At 69.7% G+C, this 22,771-nt stretch carries 23 protein-coding genes, 2 pseudogenes and 1 riboswitch; of the genes and pseudogenes, 12 read left to right on the top strand and 13 right to left on the bottom strand.

Annotation, left to right across the window (positions count from 1 at the left end):
- Window position 1: 1 nt before the first annotated feature.
- The 5 genes from IH68_RS0103255 to IH68_RS0103235 all read right to left on the bottom strand — a co-directional run bounded on the left by IH68_RS0103255 (window position 2) and on the right by IH68_RS0103235 (window position 6,347).
- On the bottom strand, window positions 2–1,573 hold the full coding sequence (locus IH68_RS0103255) for an AMP-binding protein (RefSeq protein WP_030927980.1): 1,572 nt from the start codon (window positions 1,571–1,573) through the stop codon (window positions 2–4).
- A gap of 225 nt (window positions 1,574–1,798) precedes the next feature.
- Window positions 1,799–3,097, bottom strand: coding sequence for an acyl-CoA dehydrogenase family protein (locus IH68_RS0103250; protein WP_030927978.1), 1,299 nt, complete (start codon window positions 3,095–3,097; stop codon window positions 1,799–1,801).
- Between the two features lie 40 nt (window positions 3,098–3,137).
- The gene (locus IH68_RS0103245) at window positions 3,138–3,968 is read right to left on the bottom strand and encodes an enoyl-CoA hydratase/isomerase family protein (RefSeq protein ID WP_030927976.1); all 831 of its coding nucleotides are present in this window, start codon (window positions 3,966–3,968) and stop codon (window positions 3,138–3,140) included.
- A 31-nt stretch (window positions 3,969–3,999) separates the two neighbouring features.
- Window positions 4,000–5,226 carry a thiolase family protein gene (locus IH68_RS0103240; RefSeq protein WP_030927974.1) on the bottom strand — a complete coding sequence of 409 codons (1,227 nt, stop codon included), beginning with the start codon at window positions 5,224–5,226 and terminating at the stop codon, window positions 4,000–4,002.
- On the bottom strand, window positions 5,223–6,347 hold the full coding sequence (locus IH68_RS0103235) for a saccharopine dehydrogenase family protein (RefSeq protein ID WP_030927971.1): 1,125 nt from the start codon (window positions 6,345–6,347) through the stop codon (window positions 5,223–5,225). Before IH68_RS0103235 ends, IH68_RS0103240 begins: the two co-directional genes overlap by 4 nt.
- 232 nt (window positions 6,348–6,579) lie before the next feature.
- Here IH68_RS0103235 and IH68_RS59680 point away from each other — a divergent pair, with 232 nt between their 5' ends.
- Window positions 6,580–8,187 (top strand): helix-turn-helix domain-containing protein, encoded by a 1,608-nt coding sequence (locus IH68_RS59680; RefSeq protein WP_420718968.1) that lies wholly within the window; start codon window positions 6,580–6,582, stop codon window positions 8,185–8,187.
- Here the strand turns inward: IH68_RS59680 and IH68_RS0103215 are convergent.
- Window positions 8,163–8,522: pseudogene (locus IH68_RS0103215) on the bottom strand (DNA helicase); the annotation flags it as partial. The gene IH68_RS59680 and the pseudogene IH68_RS0103215 sit on opposite strands and share 25 nt — an antisense overlap.
- Window positions 8,523–8,618: 96 nt before the next feature.
- Here IH68_RS0103215 and IH68_RS56235 point away from each other — a divergent pair.
- The 6 genes from IH68_RS56235 to IH68_RS0103185 all read left to right on the top strand — a co-directional run bounded on the left by IH68_RS56235 (window position 8,619) and on the right by IH68_RS0103185 (window position 12,639).
- Window positions 8,619–8,942: a hypothetical protein gene (locus IH68_RS56235; protein WP_030927957.1), complete on the top strand. Its 324-nt coding sequence runs from the start codon at window positions 8,619–8,621 to the stop codon at window positions 8,940–8,942.
- A 394-nt stretch (window positions 8,943–9,336) separates the two neighbouring features.
- Window positions 9,337–9,936: a helix-turn-helix domain-containing protein gene (locus IH68_RS0103205; protein ID WP_030927954.1), complete on the top strand. Its 600-nt coding sequence runs from the start codon at window positions 9,337–9,339 to the stop codon at window positions 9,934–9,936.
- Window positions 9,906–10,208 (top strand): transposase, encoded by a 303-nt coding sequence (locus IH68_RS57725; RefSeq protein ID WP_234341169.1) that lies wholly within the window; start codon window positions 9,906–9,908, stop codon window positions 10,206–10,208. Before IH68_RS0103205 ends, IH68_RS57725 begins: the two co-directional genes overlap by 31 nt.
- A gap of 452 nt (window positions 10,209–10,660) precedes the next feature.
- Window positions 10,661–11,296, top strand: a complete 636-nt coding sequence (locus IH68_RS0103195; protein WP_030927951.1) for an ATP-dependent Clp protease proteolytic subunit — start codon at window positions 10,661–10,663, stop codon at window positions 11,294–11,296.
- Window positions 11,297–11,303: 7 nt separating this feature from the next.
- A complete protein-coding gene (locus IH68_RS0103190) occupies window positions 11,304–11,612 on the top strand; it encodes a hypothetical protein (protein ID WP_030927948.1) in 309 nt (102 codons plus the stop codon).
- 338 nt (window positions 11,613–11,950) lie between these two features.
- Window positions 11,951–12,162, top strand: a riboswitch (cyclic di-AMP (ydaO/yuaA leader).
- A gap of 3 nt (window positions 12,163–12,165) precedes the next feature.
- Window positions 12,166–12,639: a C40 family peptidase gene (locus IH68_RS0103185; protein WP_030927945.1), complete on the top strand. Its 474-nt coding sequence runs from the start codon at window positions 12,166–12,168 to the stop codon at window positions 12,637–12,639.
- Window positions 12,640–12,858: 219 nt separating this feature from the next.
- Here the strand turns inward: IH68_RS0103185 and IH68_RS0103180 are convergent, their stop codons facing one another.
- Window positions 12,859–13,317, bottom strand: a complete 459-nt coding sequence (locus IH68_RS0103180; RefSeq protein ID WP_030927942.1) for an ATP-binding protein — start codon at window positions 13,315–13,317, stop codon at window positions 12,859–12,861.
- 213 nt (window positions 13,318–13,530) lie between these two features.
- Here IH68_RS0103180 and IH68_RS0103175 point away from each other — a divergent pair, with 213 nt between their 5' ends.
- Complete coding sequence (locus tag IH68_RS0103175) at window positions 13,531–14,391, top strand: helix-turn-helix domain-containing protein (RefSeq protein WP_030927939.1); 861 nt, start codon at window positions 13,531–13,533, stop codon at window positions 14,389–14,391.
- A 9-nt stretch (window positions 14,392–14,400) separates the two neighbouring features.
- Entirely contained in the window at window positions 14,401–14,628 is a 228-nt protein-coding gene (locus IH68_RS0103170; RefSeq protein ID WP_030927936.1) for a DUF397 domain-containing protein, read from the top strand.
- Between the two features lie 87 nt (window positions 14,629–14,715).
- Here the strand turns inward: IH68_RS0103170 and IH68_RS0103165 are convergent, their stop codons facing one another.
- Complete coding sequence (locus tag IH68_RS0103165) at window positions 14,716–15,852, bottom strand: 8-amino-7-oxononanoate synthase (RefSeq protein WP_030927933.1); 1,137 nt, start codon at window positions 15,850–15,852, stop codon at window positions 14,716–14,718.
- A gap of 147 nt (window positions 15,853–15,999) precedes the next feature.
- Between IH68_RS0103165 and bioB the strand changes: the two genes are divergently transcribed.
- From bioB to bioD, 3 genes are read left to right on the top strand one after another with little or no spacing between them, the layout of a single operon-like run.
- Entirely contained in the window at window positions 16,000–17,193 is a 1,194-nt protein-coding gene (gene bioB / locus IH68_RS0103160; protein WP_030927930.1) for a biotin synthase BioB, read from the top strand.
- The gene (locus IH68_RS0103155; protein WP_030927927.1) at window positions 17,186–18,466 is read left to right on the top strand and encodes an adenosylmethionine--8-amino-7-oxononanoate transaminase; all 1,281 of its coding nucleotides are present in this window, start codon (window positions 17,186–17,188) and stop codon (window positions 18,464–18,466) included. The genes bioB and IH68_RS0103155 overlap by 8 nt, the downstream gene beginning before the upstream one ends.
- A gap of 2 nt (window positions 18,467–18,468) precedes the next feature.
- Window positions 18,469–19,185 (top strand): dethiobiotin synthase, encoded by a 717-nt coding sequence (bioD, locus tag IH68_RS0103150; RefSeq protein ID WP_030927924.1) that lies wholly within the window; start codon window positions 18,469–18,471, stop codon window positions 19,183–19,185.
- 17 nt (window positions 19,186–19,202) lie between these two features.
- Here the strand turns inward: bioD and IH68_RS49520 are convergent.
- From IH68_RS49520 to pqqB, 5 genes and pseudogenes are all read right to left on the bottom strand, one after another.
- Window positions 19,203–19,672, bottom strand: a pseudogene (locus IH68_RS49520) (SRPBCC domain-containing protein).
- A gap of 35 nt (window positions 19,673–19,707) precedes the next feature.
- The gene (pqqE, locus tag IH68_RS0103140; RefSeq protein WP_051833120.1) at window positions 19,708–20,853 is read right to left on the bottom strand and encodes a pyrroloquinoline quinone biosynthesis protein PqqE; all 1,146 of its coding nucleotides are present in this window, start codon (window positions 20,851–20,853) and stop codon (window positions 19,708–19,710) included.
- Window positions 20,850–21,122 carry a pyrroloquinoline quinone biosynthesis peptide chaperone PqqD gene (gene pqqD, locus IH68_RS0103135; protein ID WP_030927918.1) on the bottom strand — a complete coding sequence of 91 codons (273 nt, stop codon included), beginning with the start codon at window positions 21,120–21,122 and terminating at the stop codon, window positions 20,850–20,852. The genes pqqE and pqqD overlap by 4 nt, the downstream gene beginning before the upstream one ends.
- The gene (gene pqqC, locus IH68_RS0103130; RefSeq protein WP_051833118.1) at window positions 21,119–21,871 is read right to left on the bottom strand and encodes a pyrroloquinoline-quinone synthase PqqC; all 753 of its coding nucleotides are present in this window, start codon (window positions 21,869–21,871) and stop codon (window positions 21,119–21,121) included. The genes pqqD and pqqC overlap by 4 nt, the downstream gene beginning before the upstream one ends.
- Window positions 21,868–22,767: a pyrroloquinoline quinone biosynthesis protein PqqB gene (pqqB, locus tag IH68_RS0103125; protein ID WP_030927913.1), complete on the bottom strand. Its 900-nt coding sequence runs from the start codon at window positions 22,765–22,767 to the stop codon at window positions 21,868–21,870. Before pqqB ends, pqqC begins: the two co-directional genes overlap by 4 nt.
- Window positions 22,768–22,771: the final 4 nt, after the last annotated feature.

Below are 22,771 nucleotides of genomic sequence, written 5' to 3'. Positions count from 1 at the left end.
GTCAGATCCTCCGGTCGTGCCCGCGCCAGAAGGGCTCGCGGATGTCCTTCTTGAGCACCTTCCCGTTGGCGCTGCGGGGTAGGGCGTCGACGAACACGATCTTCTTCGGTGTCTTGATGCCGCCGAGCTTCGGCCGGCAGAAGGCCACCAGCTCCTCCTCCGTCAGCTGCGCAGCGTCGTTCAGTTCGACCACGGCGGTGACCGCCTCGCCCCAGTCTGCGTGCGGGGTGCCGATCACGGCGCAGTCCTGCACTGCCGGATGCGTCCAGATGACCTGCTCCACCTCGCTCGGGTAGACATTGAAGCCACCCGAGATGATCATGTCCTTCTTGCGGTCGGTGATGTGCAGGAAGCCTTCGTGGTCGAGGTAGCCGACGTCGCCGGTGTGCAGCCACCCGTCGACGATGGTCTCCGCGGTCTTCTCCGGGGCGTTGCAGTACCCCTTCATCAGCAAGTCGCCGCGCACGCAGATTTCGCCGGTCTCCCCGGTGGGCAGGATGGTGCCGTTGTCGTCGAGGATCTCGACGCGCACCAGCGGTGCGGGCCGCCCCGTCGCCGACAGCCTGGCGTCGTCGGCGATCTCACCGTTGCGGAAGTGCTCCTCGGGGCGCAGGAAGGCGATCGCGGTGGGGGCCTCCGCCTGACCGTACCCCTGGAACATCACCGGGCCGAAGACGTCGATCGCGCGACGCAGCTTCTCGGTGGACATGGGGGCCGCACCGTAGGTGAAGTACTTCAGCGAGGAGAAGTCCCGCTGCTCGATGCCCGGTATCTCCAGTATCCGGTAGATGACGGTGGGCGGCAGGTACAGCTCCGTGACGCGGTGCTTCTCCAGGAGGTCGAGCAGTTCGAGCGGGTCGGGGCGGTGCATCACCACGATCGTGCCGCCGCGGGCCGTGACCGGCAGCGTGAGGGTGCCCGCGGCGTGGGTCATCGGCGCGGCGACCAGGTTCACGATCGGCTCGTCCGAGGAGTACGGCGCGGCGAACATGTGGTGCAGTGCGCTGACGGTAAGGCTCCGGTGCGTGTTCATCGCACCCTTCGGCGCCCCGGTGGTCCCGCCGGTCGGCATGATCCCGGCCACCACGTCCGCATCCGGGATGTAGTCGGGAAGCTCGCTGGACGCTCCCTCGGTGAACGACTCGAGCAGAACCGCGTCCGCCGCCGACAGGGCTTGCGCGTCCCCGCTCAGCGCGATCACGGTCTTCAGTTGCTTCAGTTCTGGGCGGAGCTGCTCCACGACCGGCAGGAACTGCTCGTGGCAGAACAGCACCTCGCAGTCGAAGGTGTCCAGCATCCGCTGGATCTCCTCCTTGGGGTATGCGGGGTTGACCGGGACCCAGGCCATCCCCGCCCGCCACATGCCAAGAACACAGGCCCACGCGAGGGGATCGTTGGCGGCGAGAACCGCGCCCTTGGTCTCGGGCTCGATGCCACGTGCGAGCAAGGCGTTCCCCACGCGGCACGAAAGCTCACCGATCTCGGTGTAGGTGAACGTCTGCTCCCCCGAGATGAAGGCCACCCGGTCCGGGTAGGCGCGCCAGCCGCGGTCGAAGAAGTCGGTCACAGCCATGCTGGTGGTTCCTTATCTGTGGAGTCGACCCCGAGATGCGGGGATCGGTCGGTCGTACTGGTCTGTGGGACTGTCGCGGCCCGCGCCGTAGGGTGCGGCGTGCCGTGACGCGCCGCGGCCAAGTGCCCGCCGGGGCGCACGGGAACGGACGGTCCTGGCATGGCGAGGACCGTCCGGGCCCGGATGGCGGGAACCGACGAAGCCGGCGGTACCCGCCTGGTGCGGTCAGGACCCGATCCGTCCGCCCTTGTACAGCTGCGTGTTCAGGTAGCCGAACTTCATGTTGAGCAGATGGTTCTCGCCGTCCTCGATACGGGCCGCCCGGGCGTCGCGGAAGAGCTTCTCCATCGGGTACTCGCGGGTCAGTCCGTTGCCACCGAACAACTGCAGGGCCTCATCGGCCACCTCGAACGCGAGGTCGGTGCAGGTGACCTTGGTTCCGCCGGTGTAGTAGGGGTGCTTGGCCGGCGACAGCGCGGTGTACTCGGCGGCCCGCCGGGCCAGTGCGCGCATCGTCTCCACCTTGCGGGCCATGGCGCCGAGACGGCTCTGCACCATCTGGTGCTCGGCCAGCAGCGCGCCGCCCTGGCGGCGCTCGTGGACGTACTCCAGCGCGTACTCGAGGGCCGCCCGGGCCAGCCCCGTCATGAGCTCGCCCATCGCCACACCTGCCGTGGACCAGGTGGAGGCGTGGCCGTGCCAGTAGTCGTCGCCGAGTGAAACGGCGTACCGCGCGGGGACCTTGACGTCGTCGAAGAACAGCTCACCCTGGGGCAGGGCCCGCTTGCCCAGCTTCTCCAACGGCTTGCCGTGGGTCACCCCGGGCAGGTCGAGGGGAACGACGACCTCGACGCCGTGCGGGTGGCCCTCGCCGTCGAAGTACCCATCGCCGTAGTCGGCGACGATGGACAGGATCGCGACCTGGGCGACCGGGCCGTTGGAGACCCAGGCGGAGCTCTGCCCGTTGATCACGATGTCGCCGCCGCTGATTTTCGCGGTCAGGTTGCCCTTGTTGCCCTGCGGGGCGAGGGCGTGGCGCTCGGCGGGGTAGAGCATCGTGCCGTCCGAACCGCGGTCCGGCTGGGTGGCGACCCAGGCGCCGATCTTGCCCGCCGTCAGCTCGACCAGTTCCTGGTTGCCGGCTCGCTTGGCCATCATGTTCGGGAAGGCGGCGCCCGCCAGCGAGACCGCGAGGCCCGCGTCACCCCAGCCGAACTCCTCGACGACGATCGCCTGGAGCTTGGCCAGCTCCTGCGGCGGCACGTCGTCCGAGGCCGCGTCGAACTCGATTCCCGACGCCGCGGCCGTCGCCATGAACTCCCAGTACGGAGAGCCCTGTGCGATCACTTCATCGGCGCTCAGCTTGTCGATGGCGATACCCGCCGGGCGCATCACCTCGCGCGCGAACTTGTGCATCGCCTGCTGGACGGCGCGCTCCTCCTCGCCGAGGATCTCGAAACCGCTCTGTTCCACGAACGGCAGCCCGGGCCGTACCGATGCCGCGCCCTTGCCTTGCTGTGTCATGACTGTGTCGTCCTCTTCGCGTTCCTGTGGGCGGCTGGCGCTACTGCGCGGCGGCGATCGCCGCGGGCAGGTCCCGTTCGTGCTCCAGGTCCTGCAGGCCGGTCATCAGCTGCAGGGCCTCCTTGGTGCCGGGAACCTCGAGCAGGTTCCGCAGCGCGGTGTTCTCCGCGGCGAAGCCGGCGAACTGGGCGTCGACCAGGGCGCCGTAGACGTTCTTGAACACCTCGTTCACCGCGGCGACCGTGCTCGCCGGGCGCTTGGCGATGTTGCGCGCCAGGGTGTCGGTGTAGGCGTCCAACTCCTCGCGCGGGAGCGCGCGGCTGACGATGCCGTAGGCCGCGGCCTCCTCACCGGTGAAGTCACGGGCCGAAAGGATCACCTCGCGGGCGCGGGCCGGGCCGATCTGCATCGCCAGTCGTGTCGTACCGCCGCCGGCGGGGAGGATGCCGCCGCTCGTCTCGGGCAGGGCGAACCGGCTCTCCGGCGTGGCGAACCGCAGGTCCGTCGCGAGCAGGAACTCCAGTCCGGCGCCGCGGCAGATCCCGTCGACCACGCTGATGGTCACCTGGGGCAGGTTCTGCCACATGGTCGTCAGGGCCTGCAGGGCGTTGATGTCGTCGTAGCGGCTCTGCGGAACCGACGGGTCGCTGTCCATCCGCAGGATGTCGCCCAGGTCGAAGTGGGCGATGAAGAACTCCGGGTTGGCGCTGCCGAAGACCACCACCGCCGTCTCCCGGTCGGTGACGAGTGACCCGCCGAGGTCGAAAAGTTCCCCGGCCATCTGGAAGGTCATCAGGTTGACCGGCGGATGGTTGAAGTCGACGTAGAGGATCCGGCCGTCACGCCGGACGTTGAGTGTCTGATAGGTCATCGCTGACTCCTCGGTTGGTGCAGGCGGACGGTCAGGGGCTGAGGATGGTGATCGCGGCGGCGGCTTCCTCGCCGGCGTACAGGCCGCCGCCGTTCTCCGCGAGGGCGATGCGGGCGTCGGGGACCTGGCGGGCTCCGCAGGTACCGCGGAGCTGGTGGACGAGCTCGTAGATCTGCGCGAGGCCGGAGGCGCCCATGGGGTGGCCCTTGGACTCCAGCCCTCCGGACGGGTTGACGGGAAGGCGGCCGCCGAGCCGGCTGGCGCCGGACTCCGCGAACTCACCGCCCGAACCGATCTCGCAGAACCCCACCAGCTCGGTCTGCAGGAGTTCACCGAACGCCGACGCATCGTGGACCTCTGCCACCGAGACGTCCTCCGGCCCCACGCCTGCCTCCTCGTAGGCCTGCAGGGCGGCGAGCCGGGTGGCCGAGCGGTCCCAGGCCGACAGCGAGCGCACCGTTCCGGTGCCCAGCACCGCGGCCAGTACCCGGATCGGGTGCTGAGCGCCCAGCCGTCGCAGGCCTGCGGCGTTGCAGACGATGGCCGCCGCCGCGCCGTCGGTGAGCGGCGCACACATCGGAACCGTGAGCGGCCCCACGACGGGCCGGGCCGCGAGGATGTCCGCCGCCGACATCTCCTCGCGGAAGTGCGCGAGCGGGTTGTGCACCGCGTGCGCGTGGTTCTTCTCGGAGATGACCGCGAGCTGCTTCTGGGTCGTGCCGAAGGCGTCCATGTGCGCCTGGGCGAGTGCCGCGTAGTAGTCCATGAACACGCTGCGCGGCTTGCCGTCGTCGGGAAGCTCGCCGCCGAGTTCGGTCAGTAGGGCGCGCACGCCCTCGGGGTCCGAGACGTCCATGCCGCCGTCGAACACCCCGAGTGCCTTGCGCTTGTCGCCGATGCTCAGCTTCTCGGCGCCGACCGCGAGCACGACATCGGCCGCGCCGGAGCGCACATGCATGATCGCCTGGTGCAGCGCGGTGGCGCCGGTGGCGCACGCGTTCTCGACATTGACCACCGGGATGCGCTCGAAGCCCATCGAGCGCAGCGCCATCTGGCCGGCGACCACGACCTGCCCCTCGAGCACGTCCTGGCAGGTGTTGCCGAAGTACGCGGCCTGCACGGCGCCGAGCTCGGCACCGGCGTCGGCCAGCGCCTCGGTCACCGCTTCCCGGGTCAGGTCCTTGACCGAGGCCTCCGGCCGGACCCCGAACCGGGTCATGCCGACCCCGGCGACCCACACCTGTGAGCTGCTGGTCACGCCGCGCTCTCCTCGGTCACACGCGCCAGCCCGTACGCCTCCAGAGCCCCCATGAGCTCACGGTGTCCCACCAGCTGCGCGGGCGAGCGGAACCCGACCCCGTTGAAGGTGTTGCCCAGCAGCCGCATCGCGGCGTAGGCCTGGACCAGGCCGGTGATCTGGTATCCGGACGTGCCGTGGATGACCGCCCGTGCCGTGACGTTGTTGCCGCGGCCCGTGCACCAGTCGACCGAACGATTCACCTGCCGGTTCTCACGGGCCGGTGTATCCGGCGTCATGGTGGCAGCCACCTTGTCGAGCGCCGGGTAGAGCTTCTCCTCGGGCAGCCACTGGAAGAGGACCTTGAACATGCGCTCCGCTTCGCGTACCCGCTGGGGGATGTCACCCTTCTCGTTCTGCATCGCCACGAACATGCGGCAGTTGCGTACGCGGCGGTCGTCCCGGAAGAACACCGGCATGGCGGTGCCGCCCCAGTTCAGGCCGGGGACCACCAGGGTGGTGCCGGGCACGACCATGTCCTGCTGGACGATGCCGTCGTACTTCTTGAGGACGTTGTCCTCCAGGTAGTAGGCGTCCTTGCGGATCACGTCGAACATCGACTGCGTCGATCCGACCGTCGGGATGTTCCGGGTGTACTGGCCGATCTCAAGCGTGTCGATGCCGGGGGTCTCCAGGACGATGCGGGCGACGATGTCGGGAACCGCGTACTGCATGGAGACGGCGGTGGACACGGCAAGTCCGGCTGCTGCGTACTTCGGGCCCCACTCGTCCAGGACCGCGAGCTGGTGGGACTGCTCACCGGCGGTGTCGAGATAGTGACAGCCCGCGCGCAGCGCGGCCTCGAGTACTGCGGGCGCGTGCCGCAGGAAGGGACCGACCGTGTTGCAGACGACCTTCCTGCCTTCGAAGAGCGCGGCCAGGGACTCGACGGAGCCGTCGACCTCGGCGATCTCGTAGTCGGCCGTCTCGATGCCCGGGACGGCGTTCATGATCTCCTGCAGCCTGGCCTTGTTCCGGCCGGCTGCCACGAACGGAATGCTGTACTCGCGCAGGTATTCGGCCACCAGGCGGCCGGTGTAGCCGCTGGCTCCATAGATGACAACCGGTCGGCGATCGCTCACGGCTGCTTCCCTTCCGTGATGAGTCGAGGCGCTGGCGCCGCGGCTCTACGCTTTTTACGTTGCGGCAAACTCTGGGCAACATCCGGCCACCGTGCTTCCGTGAGAGCGCACTCCGGGTTCCGCATTCGTGCATCCCGCGCCCGACGGCTGGTCCGACAGACGGCACGGGCGCTTGTCACGACCCGGCGGAACGGGTTTCACTCGATTCATCCGCCGACGAAGGCGATGGCGCATGACAGCAGCCCTGACCTGGTCAACCCACGGGTCCCCACAAGATCACGTCCCGGACGCCTGGAGCAGCAAGATGTCCCAGCTGCACCTGGGCTGGGCACTGTCGTTCTCAGAGCCCGAACCCGTCGGCGTGTCAGTGCGGTACCGGAGGCTGGACCAGCTGACCGTCGGAGAACTCCGCTGCGGCCGAATCACCGGCCGACAGGCAGCCACGAGCGAGGGCCCGCTCGTGGGCGTCCTCGTGACCCTCTCCGGACGGCTGATGTGCCGGTACGTCGGCGGCAGCGAGGTCGAACTCGGTCCCGGCGACCTGCTGGTTTGGGACAGTGAACTGGCGCACGACTTCGAGGCCGTGGGGGACCACCGTGAGCTATACCTGCTCCTGCCCCGCGAGCGGCTGCCCCAGGCGATTGCCGGAAGTGCCTCCCGCGCCGACGGTGTCGTTTCCGTGCGGCCAGGGTCAGGGCTCGCCTCGATCGCTGCCGCTCAGCTACAGGCCATCACGCGCGAGTTCGACCACCTGTCCGACACGGATCTGGCCATTGCCTCCCAGACCTTCTTCGACACCCTCGAAACGGCCCTCGTCCCCGCTCCGGAGCAGCCTGTTTCCAGCAGCGCCCGCGAGGCGCTGGTCATACGGACCCGCCGGTACATCGAGGATCACCTGGATGATCCGGACCTTTGCGCTTCCTCCATCGCCGAGGCGTTCGACATCTCCGTTCGCACGCTGCATCTCGCTCATGCCGGTACGGGCGCAACAGTGGGTCGCTGGATCCGGGAGCGTCGCCTGAAGGCCTGCTACCGGGACCTCTCACGTGCGCATGGCGGCACGACGGTCACCGACGTTGCCTTCCGCTGGGGCTTCAGCAACATGGGCCACTTCAGTACAGCAGGCATTCGGCGTGACACCCAGCAGCGTCTTGCTCCAGGGCCAGCACAGCTGGACCGGCACGGACAACGGCTGATTCCGAGGCACACCGCCCTGCCGAGGCGAGCCCAGTGGGTAGCAGGATTGCGTGCCCGGGGCCAGGCTGACGGTCGAGGCCTTCACGGCGACAGCCTCGAACATCGCTCTCAACTGGCCGTTCGCCGCCTCAAAACGCTGCTCCACCAAATTGTCCACGGCCTGGCGGTAGCAGTTCCTGGCGACGGTCAACCCGAGCCGGTCGAATTCGTGCTCCAGCGCTGTGATCTCGTCACTCAGCGGCGCGCGGGGCCCGTGGAGAGGCAGGAGACGCGCACCAAGCAGCCGCGACCTGGACCTGCCCCACATCTCCTCGGTGGTCTCGTACTCCGCGACAAGATCCAGGCCATCCGACCTGAGCGCCTCCCGCAGCTGCCAGAACGGGGTACCGGCAGGAACATCCCCCTCCTCGGCGGGCGCCGTCCGCTCCGCGACCAAGCGGACGAACTCGTAGAGCGCCTTACGGGATGCCAGATCGGCGTTTCCAACCCCGAATGTCCCGCGCCTACGGGATCGAGTTCACCAGGCGCTCGGCATCGCCGACGCGGAATCGGCTCACCCCCGTCACTCACAGTGAGCATCCAAACCCATGATTCGCCAACTAGAGTTCTCGGTCACAACAAGGTCCGGTGGCTGATCTCGTGATCACCGATACGGACGGGCGCTCTGAGCCCCAGGGCCTGCCCGATCCGCCAGGCGGGCTGGCGCGGGCTGCTGAGCCGATGGGCCAACCGGTGACCGACGGCTGCGAAGGCGGTGGCGTGAGCGGTCCGGCACAGTACGGAGCGCGGGAACCGGGTGGAGGCGTCGTCGGCCATGTCCTTGTTGAAGGCGAGATAGCGGCCTCGGCGTCGGGTAGTCGCTGCAAGTAGACCCAGCGTGCTGGTCTTGCCGGTGCCGGCGCCGGCTTGGAGCACCATGTGGTGGCCGCCCCGGAAAGTGTCGACAGCATGGGCCTGTTCGTCGGTCGGCGTGTGCAACAAGAGCTCCGCGGTGGAGAAGGGGCAGGGGGCGGTGTGTGCGTCGCTTCACCGGAGGTCGTCCGCGGCACGCGAGGCCCTGGACAGTGGGCGCTCGTGGTCGAGCAACACGCGTGCCGCGCAGGCGAGTACGACTTCCGGGATGTGTTGGACGAGGAGGTCCTGGAGCTGCACGATCAAATGCTGGTTGCGGGCCTGCTCGTCAAGTTCAACGGCTTCTACGACGGTTTGGGCGAGGAAGTGTGCAGGCTTCTGTTCACGGGTTGTTGCGGCCTGGCAGACCACGGAGTGCAGCGCGCGGGTGAGTGCGACGTTGAGCAGGATCTGGCCCGATGGGTCGGGGTAGTGGGTCGTCAGAACGTCGATTGGCAGGAGCCGATTGAGTTCGTGGCGGAGGGACCGCAGTGCGCGCCCTGGTGACTTGGCCCGGTGCAGGGCCATCAGGTGGGTGCGGTCCGTGTTCGTAGCAAGCGGCACTGTCAGCGAGAGGAGCGACCCGCGGCAGCACTATGAGCAGCGGTGACAGCCGCCACGCTCGATCTCTAGACCCACGGAAACGCTCCCGCCGAACAGCCCGTCCTGCGGTAACCAACCCGCGCATATCAGCATGGACCACGCGTCGAGACCGACACGCGCGCCACCGGGCACCGACCGTCCCCATGCACACAAGCGGCGCCCAGACCCCCATCCCGGGCGTCGCTGAAGACTGCCCCTTGACAGACCGGCCCCACATATCAGTGCTGTATTCCGCTTTCGATGGGTATAGCTGCTGGTAGCGGGGCGGTTGCGGGTACTCGGGGGCGGGTGCTGGGTCATGGTGCTGAGGGCGCGGCCGGGCCGTGACGGGGGCGAGCAAGCGGTGGTCCACCGCCTGGCGTCGGCCAGAAAGGCGCCGAAGGATGTGGTGCGGTGCCGGATGGTGGAGCTGAGCTGGGACGAGTGGCTGGTCCCGGAGATCGCCGACGAGCTGAGGTGCAGTCAGAAGACGGTGCGTCGCTGGCTGCACCGCTTCAACCTCTTGGGGCTGGAGGGCCTGGAGGATCTGGGCGGGCAGGGCCGCAAGCGAAGGGTCACCGAAGCCGAACGCTCGAGGATCGTCGGCCTGGTCAAGCAGACCCCGCCCGGCCGGCTCGAGGTGCAGCCGTCGAACGAGATGTGGGCCGCGGACGAGTCAGGGCCCTCGGAGTGGCCCCTGGACACGCTGGTCACCGCGACCCGGGACCTGGGCATCGAGGTCAGCCGCTCCCAGGTACGCCGGATTCTGCTCGCGGAAGGGGTCCGCTGGCGACGCACGCGATCCTGGACACGCTCGAAGGATCCGGACTTCGAGGGAAAAGGACGCGGATCGTCGAGCTCTACACCAGCACGCCCGCCGGCGCGACCGTGGTCTGCGCCGACGAACTCGGCCCGGTGATCCCCCGCGCTTTCCCACCGGCACCGGGCTGGTCGCCGGACGGGCACCGCATCAAGAACGAGATCGACTACTCCGGCGGGCCGGAGAAAACCTGGGTCTACGGCGCCTTACGCGTCCGCGACGGTCAAGCGATCACGATGACCGCCACCTCCCGTAACAGCGCCTTCTACCAGCGATTTCTCCAGTTGGTTGAGGAAGCCAACCCGACCGGCGAAATCTGGATCGTCACCGACAACCTGTCCTCCCACAGCAGCCTGTCCACCCGAACGTGACTGGAGGACCATCCCCGCATCCATCATGCCTTCATCCCCGTCGGCGCCTGCTGGCTCAACCTGCAGGAAGGCTGATGGCGCATCTTCCGCAATACCGCCCTCGCCGGCCGGTCATTCGCCGACCGCGACGACATCGACCAGGCCACAACCCTCGCGACCGACCAACTCAACGCCCGTGGCCAATCCCTGAATCTGGGGCAGGCCTGCCCCGCCGACTCGCCGGCTGGGGCCAGCAGTATGTGTACGCCGTCTGAGGAACCAAGCACTAGTTGCCGAATGCAACGGCACCCACGCTCCCGCCAAAGAGCCGTCAAACGGTGACAGGAATGTGAGACGCGAGAGCAATAAAGCCCCTCTGACCTGGGCATTTGACTTGATCACTAGAATCCGGTCCCATCATAACGTCGTGTACGTCCTGTACATTTTTTACAGAAGCAGAAGGAGGGGTACCGATGATCCGACCGTCCGCCCGTTACGTCCTGCCCGAGTTCACCGAACGCACCAGCTCCGGTACCAAGACGATGGATCCGTACTCCAAGCTGCTGGAGGAGCGGATCGTCTTTCTCGGGACGCCGATCGACGACACCTCGGCGAACGACGTGATGGCCCAGTTCATGCACCTCGAGTACCAGGCACCGGACCAGGACATCTCGCTCTACATCAACTCCCCCGGCGGCTCGTTCACCGCCATGTCGGCGATCTACGACACGATGCAGTACGTCGGATGCGACGTGGAGACGATCTGCCTGGGGCAGGCCGGCTCGTCCGCCGCGGTGCTGCTCGCAGCGGGCACGCCGGGCAAGCGGTTCGCACTGCCGGGCGCGCGCATGGTGATCCATCAGCCGCTCCTGGCCGAGCCCATCGAGGGACAGACCAGCGATCTGGCCATCCAGGCCGAGGAGTTGGGCCGGATGCGGGCCCGGCTGGAGGAGATGCTCGTGCGGCACACGGGACGCAGCCCGGAGCAAGTCGGCGCGGACATCGAACGGGACAAGATCCTGAACGCCCAAGAGGCAGTGGAATACGGCCTGGTGGACCGGATCATCCCCAGCCGCAAGGCCACCCTCGCCCCGCCCACCGGGCGGTGAGCGGCCGGTGCTCCCACCCGAACTTCCGCCACTGCCCGCCCTCACCCGCGCCGAGGGCGAGTTGATCGACCGTTACCTCGACGTGGTCGACCTGCTCGGCCGCATCAACCCGGCGCAGCACGGCGACACCTATCGCGGGCTGCGGGCCGCGCAGGCGCTGGTGAGCAAGGCGGCCGAGCTGCGCGACGCCCTGGCGCTGATGCACCAGCGGGGCGAGACCGAACTGCACGCCCCGACGCTGGGGCGTGCCCTGCGGGTGCTGGACGGGGAGCGGCGCACGGCCCGGGTCACGGTGCCGCCGCAGTCCGGCAATTGACGCAGGTACGACCGGTCCGGGCCTTGCGCCCTGTCGGCGGAGCGTCCGGACCGGAGTTCAAACGGACCAAATGAGGTACCCCCTTTTGGCGTAGTCGCGGCTCCTTTTTCGCGACCGTCAGGGTTGCGCAACGCGCCTGCCCCGAGGGCGGAATGTGATGCTCCGGTGCTGGTCCGAGCCTCCTCGGGGGCCTCAACGCTCCCTCGAACACAGGGGTGTCCACCCGAACGGGTGAGTGGTGAGTAACGACACAAACCCCCGGTTCCATTGGGATTTTCGGACTTGTATGGGTGAAGATCCCTGTCTGACGACAAGCCCCCGCCGCAGCGGCGGGGCGATCCGGGTGGACGCCGAGTCCTGCCGCCGCCCGGATGACCGGTCGACAGGAGTGGATCGGCAGGAGTGGAGGACCCAAGCACGACGGGTCACCGGAACGGTCAAGCCATGGCCGGGTCGAGCAGCCCTTGGGGTGAAGCCGCAGCAGCGGCCGGGCAACTTCGCCAGCCCGAATCCGACAGGTCATCCTTCACAGGCGGCTGACGAAGGGTTGCGCATGACTGCGCTCAATCGTGTCCCGTCGCTGATGGTCCGGGCCGGTACGGCCTCGGCTCTCACCATCGCCGCAGTGGGCGGCTCCATCGTGGTCCCGGGTGTCGCCTCCGACGCCGCGGCAGCCACGTCGGCGACGAAGGCGCTCCAAATCGCGGCTTCAAAAAAGGGTTCCCCGTACAAGTGGGGCGCCGCCGGACCGCGCCGGTTCGACTGCTCAGGGCTCACGCTGTACTCGTTCAAGAAGGCGGGCAAGACGCTGCCCCGTACGGCGGCCCAGCAGTACAACAAGACCCGGCACATCTCCGCGAAGAGCCGGAAGGCCGGAGACCTTGTGTTCTTCCACTCGGGCTCCAACGTCTACCACGTGGGCATCTACGCAGGGAAGGGGAAGATCTGGCACGCCCCGAAGACCGGGGACGTCGTGAAGCTGCAGAAGATCTGGACCAGAAGCGTCTGGTACGGCCGGGTCAGCTGACTCTCCCGCGGGGGCGACGGCAACCTGACACGCCGTCGCCCCCGCGGGGCCTTACGCGGCTCCAGAGCGCCCCAGAGGGACGCGGGGCTGCGACATCAACGGCTCCGCCGCGCGGGCGCGACGAGCCATGATGGTGCCGCAGACGATCGACGGCACATTGTCCCCCAGCGCGGGCGCTGTTGCGCGGCACGTTGGGCCGGACGCGGCACGGTTGAGCGGCTACGGCTCCTGTTGCCCCGCCGCCGTCACCGGCTGGACCGGCACCGTCCAGGGAAGTTCGATGGTGACCGTCTTGCCACCCTCGCGGGTGGGGCGGACATGCATTCGGCCACCGCACTCGGCAGCGAGCCAGCGGATGATCACCATGCCGCGGCCGTTGTCCTGCTGCACGGCTGCGGGCAGGCGCTTCGGGAAGCGCGGATGGCTGTCGGTGACACCGATGCGGAGTTGCTCGTCACGGTGGAGTTCGATGTCCACCGTGAAGGTGGGTGACTGACCGAAGGTGTGCTGTACGGCGTTGGTGGCGAGTTCGGAGACGATGAGGCGGATGGTCTCGGCGGCTTCCGTGTCCGCCGGCAGCCCCCACTCCGCCAGCGTGCTGACCACGAAGCCGCGGGCCGCGGAGACCGAGGCGGGATCGCTCGGCAGAGTGACGGATGCTTCCAAATGGTCTGCCATGGCGCGGTCGTCCCTTTCCCACGGGACCGGAGTCCGACACGGAGCGGATGGTTCGAGTACGGTCCCGGACTGGTGCTTCGTCGCCAGACTGCCATTACCGCGCCCGTCACGGGTGGCGATCCACCAAGATATGCATATATCTGTCGCTCAAAGCGGTGAACTCTGCGACGGGAGACCGTATTTGGGTGGCACGGAAGGAGTAAGGAGAAGCGCATGCAACACGGTCCCGCGGTGCGCCGCCGGAAGCTGGGCGCCGAACTGCGTGCGTTGCGCACGAGCGCGGGGCTCACCAGTGGTGAGGCCGCCCGGCTCGTGGGCTGGCACCAGTCGAAGGTGAGCCGGATCGAGACCGGTGCCAGCGGGGTGAAACCGGCCGATGTGCGGTTACTCCTGGACGCCTACGCCGTGGCAGACGCCCAACTCCGTGAGTTGCTGCTGGTGTTGGCGGGCTCGGACGAGGGAGGCGGCCGGCATCACTGGTGGCACGCCTATCGCGGGGTACTGCCGCCGACCTACCGCGATTTCATCAGTCTGGAGTCCCAGGCGAGCGCGATGAGCACGCTGGAGACGTCGGTCGTACCCGGCCTTCTGCAGACGCCCGCATACGCACGTGAGGTGACCCGGGCAGCGGTCGGCGGGCTGGACGACGAGCGGCTCGACGCCCTGGTCGAGGTACGGCTGGCCAGGCAGGACGTGCTGCGTTCGGATCCGCCGCTGGAGCTGAGTGCGGTACTGGACGAGGCGGTGCTGCGCCGGGAGATCGGCGGCCCCGACGTCATGGAGCAGCAGCTCGAGCGGCTCCTGGAGGCGGCACAGCTGCCTCAAGTGCGGCTTCAGGTACTGCCGTTCGCTGCCGGAGCACATGTCGGCGTCACCGGACCTTTCGTAATCTTCTCATTTTCGAGCACTTCTGATCTCGACGTGGTTGTTCTCGACCACTTGACGAGTAGCCTCTACCTCGAACGGAAAGAAGACCTCCGGGCCTACACCGAGGCCTTCAACGCCCTTCAGTTCCACGCCCTTTCGCCCGAGGACTCGTTGGACTACATCGCCGGGATAGGTGACGGCGCGTAAGGAGGCACCATGTCAGCACTGCCTCGGAACGTACCTTCCAGTACCGATCTGCCCGACGTGCAGTGGTTGCGCAGCAGCTACAGCACGGGCGCGAACAACTGCGTCGAGACGGCACGGCCGCGCTCCGGCCCCTGGGCCGGGCTGCTCGCCGTGCGCGACTCCAAGGACCCGGCCGGGCCCGCCCTGCTCCTCTCCCCCGAGAGCTGGACGGACTTCACGGCCGCATACAAGTCCTGATCAGTCCCGCTCGGCCCTGGTCAGTTCCGATCAGTTCCGCATCGAGTCAGTTCCGCATCGAGCGGCACACGGCCGTGTCACGCCGACTCATGGTCGCGTCTCGCCGATCACCCGTACAGCGCGTTCGATCTGTGCCTCGGAGAGGTCCGCGCGTGCGGTCAGCCTCAGCCTTGAGATGCCGTCGGGCACGGAAGGAGGACGGAAGCAGCCCACGGCGAGGCCTGCCGTTCGGCAGTCGGCCGCCCACTGCACGGCCCCCTCCGGGGACGGCGCGCGCACGGAGACGACCGCGGCGTCCGGGCGTACCGCCTCGTGACCCGCGGCGGTCAGGCGTGCGTGCAGTTCGGCGGCGACCGCACGCGCGCGTGCCGCACGGTCCGGCTCGCGGCGCAGCAGTCGCAGCGCCGCCAGGGCCGCGCCCGCCGCGGCGGGGGCGAGACCCGTGTCGAAGATGAAGGTGCGGGCCGCGTTGACGAGGTGGTCGATGACCCGGGCGGGGCCGAGGACGACGCCGCCCTGGCTGCCGAACGACTTGGACAGCGTGGCGGTCACGACGACGTCGTCGGCGCCCGCGAGGCCCGCCGCGTACGGGGCGCCGCGGCCGCCGTCACCGAGGACGCCGAGCCCGTGCGCGTCGTCGACCAGCAGGCCCGCGCCGTGCTCCCGGCAGGCGGCGGCCAGTTCGGCCAGCGGCGCGGCGTCGCCGTCGACCGAGAAGACCGTGTCGGAGACGACGACCGCGGTGGCCGCGCTGTCCTCGTGTGTCTGCAGCGCCTTGCGCACCGCCTCCGGATCGGAGTGCGGCACGACCTGCGTGGTGCCGCGGGCCAGCCGGCAGCCGTCGATCAGGGAGGCGTGGTTGCCCGCGTCGGAGACGATCAGCGAGCCGTGCGGGGCCAGCGCGGTGACCGCCGCGAGGTTGGCCGCGTAGCCGGAGGAGAAGACGAGTGCTGCCTCGAACGCGCAGAACTCGGCCAGCTCGCGCTCCAGCTCGGTGTGGAGCTCCGTCGTGCCCGTGACGAGCCGCGAACCGGTCGAGCCGCCGCCCCAGGTCCGCGCGGCCACCGCCGCGCCCTCGGCGACGGCCGGATGGTGGGCCAGCCCCAGGTAGTCGTTGCTCGCGAGGTCCAGCAGCGGGGAGTCGGCCGGGCGCGGGCGCAGGGTCCTTACGAGTCCGGCGCGGCGGCGCAGCTGCGCCTGTTCGTCGATCCAGCCGAACGCCATGGCTCCTCCGGGGCTTTTGTAGGCAGTGAACAGACACTAGCCGGAGGGGCCGCACCCCATGGTGTGGCAATACACACACGACGAAGTGCGCCTGTTGTTCATTCTCTCCTTGGCCGGGAGCGCTTCCGTAGGACAGGATCGGCTCTCATGGACCTGCTGAACACGCTGGTGGACAAGGGGCTTCGGCGCGAGCTGCCGACCCGCGAGGAAGCTCTGGCCGTCCTCGCCACTTCCGACGACGACGTGCTCGATGTGGTGGCCGCGGCCGGAAAGGTGCGCCGGCACTGGTTCGGCCGACGGGTGAAACTCAACTACCTCGTCAACTTGAAGTCCGGACTGTGTCCGGAGGACTGCTCGTACTGCTCCCAGCGGCTCGGCTCCAAGGCCGACATCCTGAAGTACACCTGGATCAAGCCGGACGAGGCCTCGCAGGCCGCGGCGGCCGGTCTGGCGGGTGGCGCCAAGCGGGTGTGCCTGGTGGCGTCCGGGCGTGGGCCGACCGACCGGGACGTGGACCGGGTCGCCGGCACCATCAAGGCGATCAAGGAGCAGAACGAGGGCGTCGAGGTGTGCGCCTGTCTCGGTCTGCTCTCCGACGGCCAGGCGGAGCGGCTGCGCGAGGCGGGTGCGGACGCCTACAACCACAACCTGAACACGTCCGAGGCGACGTACGGGGACATCACGACCACGCACACGTACGCCGACCGGGTGGACACCGTGACCAAGGCGCACGCGGCCGGTCTGTCCGCCTGCTCCGGTCTGATCGCGGGCATGGGCGAGACCGATGAGGACCTGGTGGACGTGGTCTTCTCGCTGCGCGAGCTGGACCCGGACTCGGTGCCGGTCAACTTCCTGATCCCGATGGAGGGCACCCCGCTCGCCAAGGAGTGGCACCTCACCCCGCAGCGCTGCCTGCGGATCCTGGCGATGGTGCGGTTCGTTTGTCCGGACGTCGAGGTGCGCATCGCCGGCGGCCGCGAGGTCCACCTGCGCACCATCCAGCCCCTGGCGCTGAACCTGGCGAACTCGATCTTCCTCGGCGACTACCTCACCAGCGAGGGCCAGGCCGGCAAGGCCGACCTGGAGATGATCGCGGACGCCGGCTTCGAGGTGGAGGGCGCCGGCGAGGTGACGCTCCCGGAGCACCGCGCGACGTCCGGTGGCGGCTGCGGGTCGCACGCTGCTGCAGGCTGCAGTTCCCACGAGGGCGCCGGCTGCGGGTCGCACGAGGACGGCGGTGTCTGCGGTACGGCTGCCCCGGCGGCCTCGGCCGAGCCCCGCACCGACCTGGTCGCCATGCGCCACCGCGGTGTCGGAACGGATCTCGCGCCCAATGCCTGACCTGCCCGTCTCCGAGCTGCTGGAGCTCGACCGGCGGCATGTCTGGCATCCGTACGGGCCCATGCCCGGCCGCGTCGACCCGCTCGTCGTCGAGTCGGCGAGCGGGGTGCGGCTGCGGCTGGCGGACGGCTCGGGCGAGCTGGTCGACGGCATGTCGTCCTGGTGGTCGGCCATCCACGGCTACAACCATCCGGTGCTCAACGAGGCCGCGCGCGAGCAGCTCGGCCGGATGAGCCATGTGATGTTCGGCGGGCTCACCCACGAGCCCGCCGTCCGGCTCGCCAAGCACCTTGTCGACATGTCACCCGAGGGTCTGGAACATGTCTTCCTCGCCGACTCCGGTTCGGTGTCGGTCGAGGTCGCGGCCAAGATGTGCCTGCAGTACTGGCGTTCACTGGGCCGGGGCGGCAAGCAGCGGCTGCTGACCTGGCGCGGCGGCTATCACGGCGACACCTGGCAGCCCATGTCGGTGTGCGACCCCGAGGGCGGGATGCACGAACTGTGGAGCGGGGTACTGCCGCGCCAGGTGTTCGTGGACGCGCCCCCGGCCGAGTACGAGGAGTCGTACGCGGAGCAGTTGCACTCGGCGATCGAGCGGCACGCCGACGAACTGGCCGCGGTGATCGTCGAGCCGGTGGTGCAGGGAGCGGGCGGGATGCGCTTCCACTCCCCTGCGTATCTGCGGGTGCTGCGCGAGGCGTGCGACGCGCATGACGTCCTGCTGGTGTTCGACGAGATCGCGACCGGGTTCGGCCGTACGGGCGCCCTGTTCGCCGCCGACCATGCCGCTGTGACGCCGGACGTGATGTGCGTGGGCAAGGCCCTGACCGGCGGCTATATGACGCTGGCGGCAACCCTGTGCACCTCCCGGGTGGCCGACGGGATCTCGCAGGGCGAGGTGCCGGTCCTGGCCCACGGTCCCACGTTCATGGGCAACCCCCTGGCCGCGTCCGTCGCCTGCGCCTCGATCGAGCTGCTGCTCGGCCAGGACTGGCTCGGTGAGGTCAAGCGGATCGAGACGGGGCTGCGGGAGGGTCTGGCGCCGGCTCTCGAGCTCCCGGGCGTGCAGGACGTGCGGGTCCTCGGCGCCATCGGAGTCGTGCAGTTGGACCACGCCGTCGACATGAAGGCGGCGACGGATGCGGCCGTACGCGAGGGCGTGTGGCTGCGGCCGTTCCGCGACCTGATCTACACGATGCCGCCGTACGTCACCGGGGACGCCGACGTGGCACGGATCGCGCGCGCGGTGTGCGCGGCGGCTGGAGGAAGCTGAGCATGACGATCCTGGTGATCACGGGCACCGGCACGGAGGTCGGCAAGACGGTCACGACCGCCGCGGTCGCCGCCTGCGCCCTCGCGGCGGGCCGGTCGGTGGCCGTGCTGAAGGCCGCGCAGACGGGCGTAGGGCCGGACGAGCCCGGGGACGCCGCCGAGGTCGCCCGGCTCGCGGGTGCCGTGACGACGGCCGAACTCGCCCGTTTTCCCGAGCCGTTGGCGCCGGGGACGGCGGCCCGGCGGGCCGGGATGCCCCCGGTGCGCCCGCGGGACGTCGCCGAGGCCGCCGCCAAGCTGGCCGCCGAGCACGACCTGGTGCTGGTGGAGGGAGCGGGCGGGCTGCTCGTCCGCTTCGACCCGGAGGGCGGGACGCTGGCGGACGCGGCAGAGCTGTTGAAGGCGCCGGTGCTGGTGGTGGCGTCGGCCGGCCTGGGCACGTTGAACACGACGGAGCTGACGGCGCGTGAACTCCGGTCCCGGCGGCTCGACCTGGCCGGGATCGTGATCGGCAGCTGGCCCGGTTCCCCCGACCTCGCCTCCCGTTGCAACGTGGCGGACCTGCCGGAGGTGGCCGGCGCACCGCTACTGGGCGCGCTGCCCGCCGGAGCGGCCTCGCTGGCGCCCGCCGACTTCCGTACGGCGGCGTCGGGTTGGCTGGCGCCGCGGCTGGAGGGGACGTGGGACGCGGAGGCGTTCGGGGGGCGGGAGGCGCCGTAGGCGCGCAGTCCGGGTGATCAGCCGGAGTGCTCGTTCGCCTCGACGAGGCGGGCGAGGTTCGCCAGGGCCATGCGCGTGCCGGTCTCGTTGTCTGCGGCCGGCACGGCGTCGGGATCCCCTCGTGCACGACGAGGACGTCGGTGCCTCCGTCCGCCGCGGTGAGCGTGGTGGTCATCGTCATCGTGCCCCGCAGCGCGGGATCCGCGGTCTCGAACTCGAGCACCTCGACTACCTGCTCGTCCGGTACGAGCTTCGCGAAGTGGCCGTGGTAGGTGTCGGTGTGCGCGGCCGACTTGCCGGTGCCGACCGGTGCGTCGTAGGTGAGCGAGACGCGGAACCGCCCGCCTTCGCGCGCGTCGAATTCATGGACGTGGCTGCTCATGCCGTCCGGTACGCGCCATCGGGCGATCGCGTCCGCGTCCAGCAGAGTCCGGTAGACCGCCGAAGGCGGGGCTTGCACGTGCCGTGAGACCTGTGCCGAGTACATGGAGCCAACGTAGTCGGCGAGGTCTCACGCCGCGATCAGGGCAGCTTCCGCACTTTCCCGGGCCGGCCCGGTACCCGCCGCCTGATCGCCGGTCGCCCGTCCGTGCTGTCGTCGGCCAGTGCCCGGATGAGTGCGTGGTCGGGGGAGAGCCGGCAGGCGGGGTCCGTGCGGGCTGCGTTGCCCGTGAGGGCGTACGCCTGGCAGCGGCAGCCGCCGAAGTCCTCCTCGCGGCGGGAACAGCTGCGGCAGGGGTCGGCCATCCAGTCGGTGCCGCGGTAGCGGCTGAAAGCCGGGGAGTGGTCCCAGATCCAGGCCAGCGGATGGTCGCGGATGTTCGGCGGGTCCAGGTCCGGCAGTGAGGCCGCGGCCGGGCAGGGCAGGACGGTGCCGTCCGGGGCGACGGTGAGCGAGATCGCTCCCCAGCCGCCCATGCACGGCTTGGCCACACCGTCGAAGTAGTCGGGGACGACCCAGACCAGCTCCGGGCCGTCCGGCGTGAGCCGCTCCCGCCACCGCTCGACGGCGTCCCGTGCCCGGGCGAGCTGGTCGCGGGTGGCGAGCAGGGCGGCGCGGTTGAGCAGACCCCAGCCGTAGAACTGCGCGTTGGCCAGTTCGATGCGGTCCACGCCCCAGGACAGGCCCAGTTCGACGACGGCGTCGACCGCGTCGAGGTTCTCGTGGTGAAGGACGACGTTGAGGCCCAGGGGCAGGCCTGCGGCCCGTACGAGTGCGGCGACCCGTTCCTTCTCGCCGAACGAACGGCGTCCGGCGATCCGGTCCGAGGCGCGCGGGTCGGCATGCTGGACGGACAGCTGGACGCTGCGCAGCCCGGCGACGGTGAGCGCGGAAAGCCGCTCCCGGTCCAGGCCCACACCGCTGGTGACCAGCTGTGTATAGATCCCGGCGGCCTCGGCCGCGGCAACGACCTGCTCCAGGTCCCGGCGCAGCAGCGGCTCACCGCCCGAGAGATGGGTGTGGACCACGCCGAACTCGCCCGCCTGACGCATCACGTCCGTCCACTGCCCGGCGGTCAGCTCGCGCGAACGCCGCGTCAGCTCCAGCGGGTTGGAGCAGTACCCGCAGTGCAGCGGGCAGGCGTGGGTGAGTTCGGCCAGCAGTGCCCAGGGCCGGGCGGGCGCGGACGCCGGAGGGGCGGGCGCGGTCGGATCGGTGAGGGTCATCGCAGCCAGCCCTCCTTGCGCAGCCGTTCGAGGAAGGGAGGGACGTCGGTGGCCACGGGGGCGCCCGGGAAGCGTTCGGACAGTTCGTCGACGATGTCGCGCACGCTGCGGGCGCCGTCGCACAGGGCGACGACCGTACCGGCCCCGCCCTGCAGCACGACGACACGTTCGGGAAGGAGCAGCAGGTCCGTGTCCCGGGTGTGGTCGTGCCGCAGGAGGACGGCGGGCGCCGGTACGGGCCGCCAGTCGGTCACCGACGTCGCCCTCACCCCTGCTCCCGGCGGCCCGCCTGGTCCACGGCGTCCAGCAGCGACCACAGGACATCGCACTTGAAGCGCAGCGCTGCCAGGGCCCGTTCCTGGTCGTCCCGGGTGCGGGCCCAGCCGAGCACCAGGTCGAGTGCCTCGCGGCTGTCGCGCCGTCCCTGGGAGACCCGGGTGCGGAAGTAGGCGAGGCCCTGGGGTTCGATCCACCGGTAGTGGCGCTGGAAGGCCTCGATGCGGGTGCGCATCAGATCCGGGGCGGACAGTTCGGTCAGTGACGCGGCGACGGCTTCGAGGGACGTGCGCAGTCGGCAGAAGTTGACGTAGCCGTCGACCGCCAGCCGAACGCCCGGCAGCACGCCGTCGCCGGCGAGCAGCGTGTCCTGGGGCAGGCCGGCCGCCTCGCCGAGCCGCAGCCACCGGTCGAGGCCGCCCTCGCGGTCCTGCTGCCCGTCGTGGTCCTGGATGCGGCGCAGCCACATCCGGCGCAGCACCGGGGTGTCCAGCTTGGCCGTGATCAGGGCGTCCTTGACGGGGATGTGGCGCTGGTAGTGGAAGCGGTTGACGATCCAGCGGCGCAGCTCGTCCTGGCTGAGATCGCCGCTGTGCATACGGAGGTTGAAGGGGTGGCTGTCGTGGTACCGCTCCTCCCCCACCGCACGCAGTCGTGCCTCGAACTCCGCGGGGCGCCAGGGCTCGGCGAGCGGGTCGGGTGCCGTGTTCAGTACGGTCGTATTCAGTGCTGTCGTGCTCATAGGTCGATCACCATCCCGTCGTACGCCACCTCGAGGCCCAGCCGTGCGAGCCGCTTGTGCTGGGGCACGGCCGGGTCGACGAGGGGGTTGGTGTTGTTGAGGTGGGTGTAGAGGCACCGGGCGGAGAGACGGGCCAGGCGTTCGGCGGTTCCGTCCGGTCCCTCGATGGGCAGATGGCCCATGCCGGTGGCGGTGCGTTCGGAGATGCCCGTGCTGCGGGGCTCCTCGTCGTCCCAGAAGGTGCCGTCCACGATGACGCAGTCGGCCTCGGCGGCAGCCTGCTGGAAGCGGTCGGGCCAGGCGGCGAGGGCGGGTGCGTAGAGCGCGGTGGCGCCGGAGGCAGGGTCGTACAGGCGCAGCGCCACGACCCATGCGTCGTCGTCCGGGGCGTCGGCGGCGTACCGCGGGCGCTTGCCCGACACCGGGATACCGCTGATCTGCAGGCCCGACGCGCCGCGGTCCAGAGGTTCGGCGCCGCGCGACGGCAACTCCCGCCAGGTGAGGGAGGTGTACGGCGCCAGTACGTCGCCGAGGTGCAGGCGGTCCAGGAGCGCGCGCCGGACCGGGGCCGTGGCGAGCACCTGGAGGCCGTCGGCCTCGCGCAGCCGTGCGATGCCCAGGGTGTGGTCGAGTTCGGCGTCGGTGAGGACCAGTCCGGCGAGTGGCGTCTGCCGGGAGCCGGGCCCGGGGTGGAGTTCCGGCCGGGCTTCGATCTGGTCGCCGATGTCGGGGGTCGCGTTGACGATGTACCAGCGGCCGTCGTCGGTCCGTACGGCGAGGGAGGCGTGACGGCGGCGTCGGCCCGGGTGGGCGCGTGCCCCGGCGCATCCGGAGCACGCGCAGTTCCACTGGGGGATGCCGCCGCCGGCGGCAGTGCCGAGTACCAGCAGCAGCATGGCG

This window comes from Streptomyces sp. NRRL S-646, assembly GCF_000720765.1.
In the GTDB taxonomy this organism is placed as follows: Bacteria; Actinomycetota; Actinomycetes; order Streptomycetales; family Streptomycetaceae; genus Streptomyces.
This window is presented reverse-complemented; position numbering and strand designations above follow the sequence as displayed.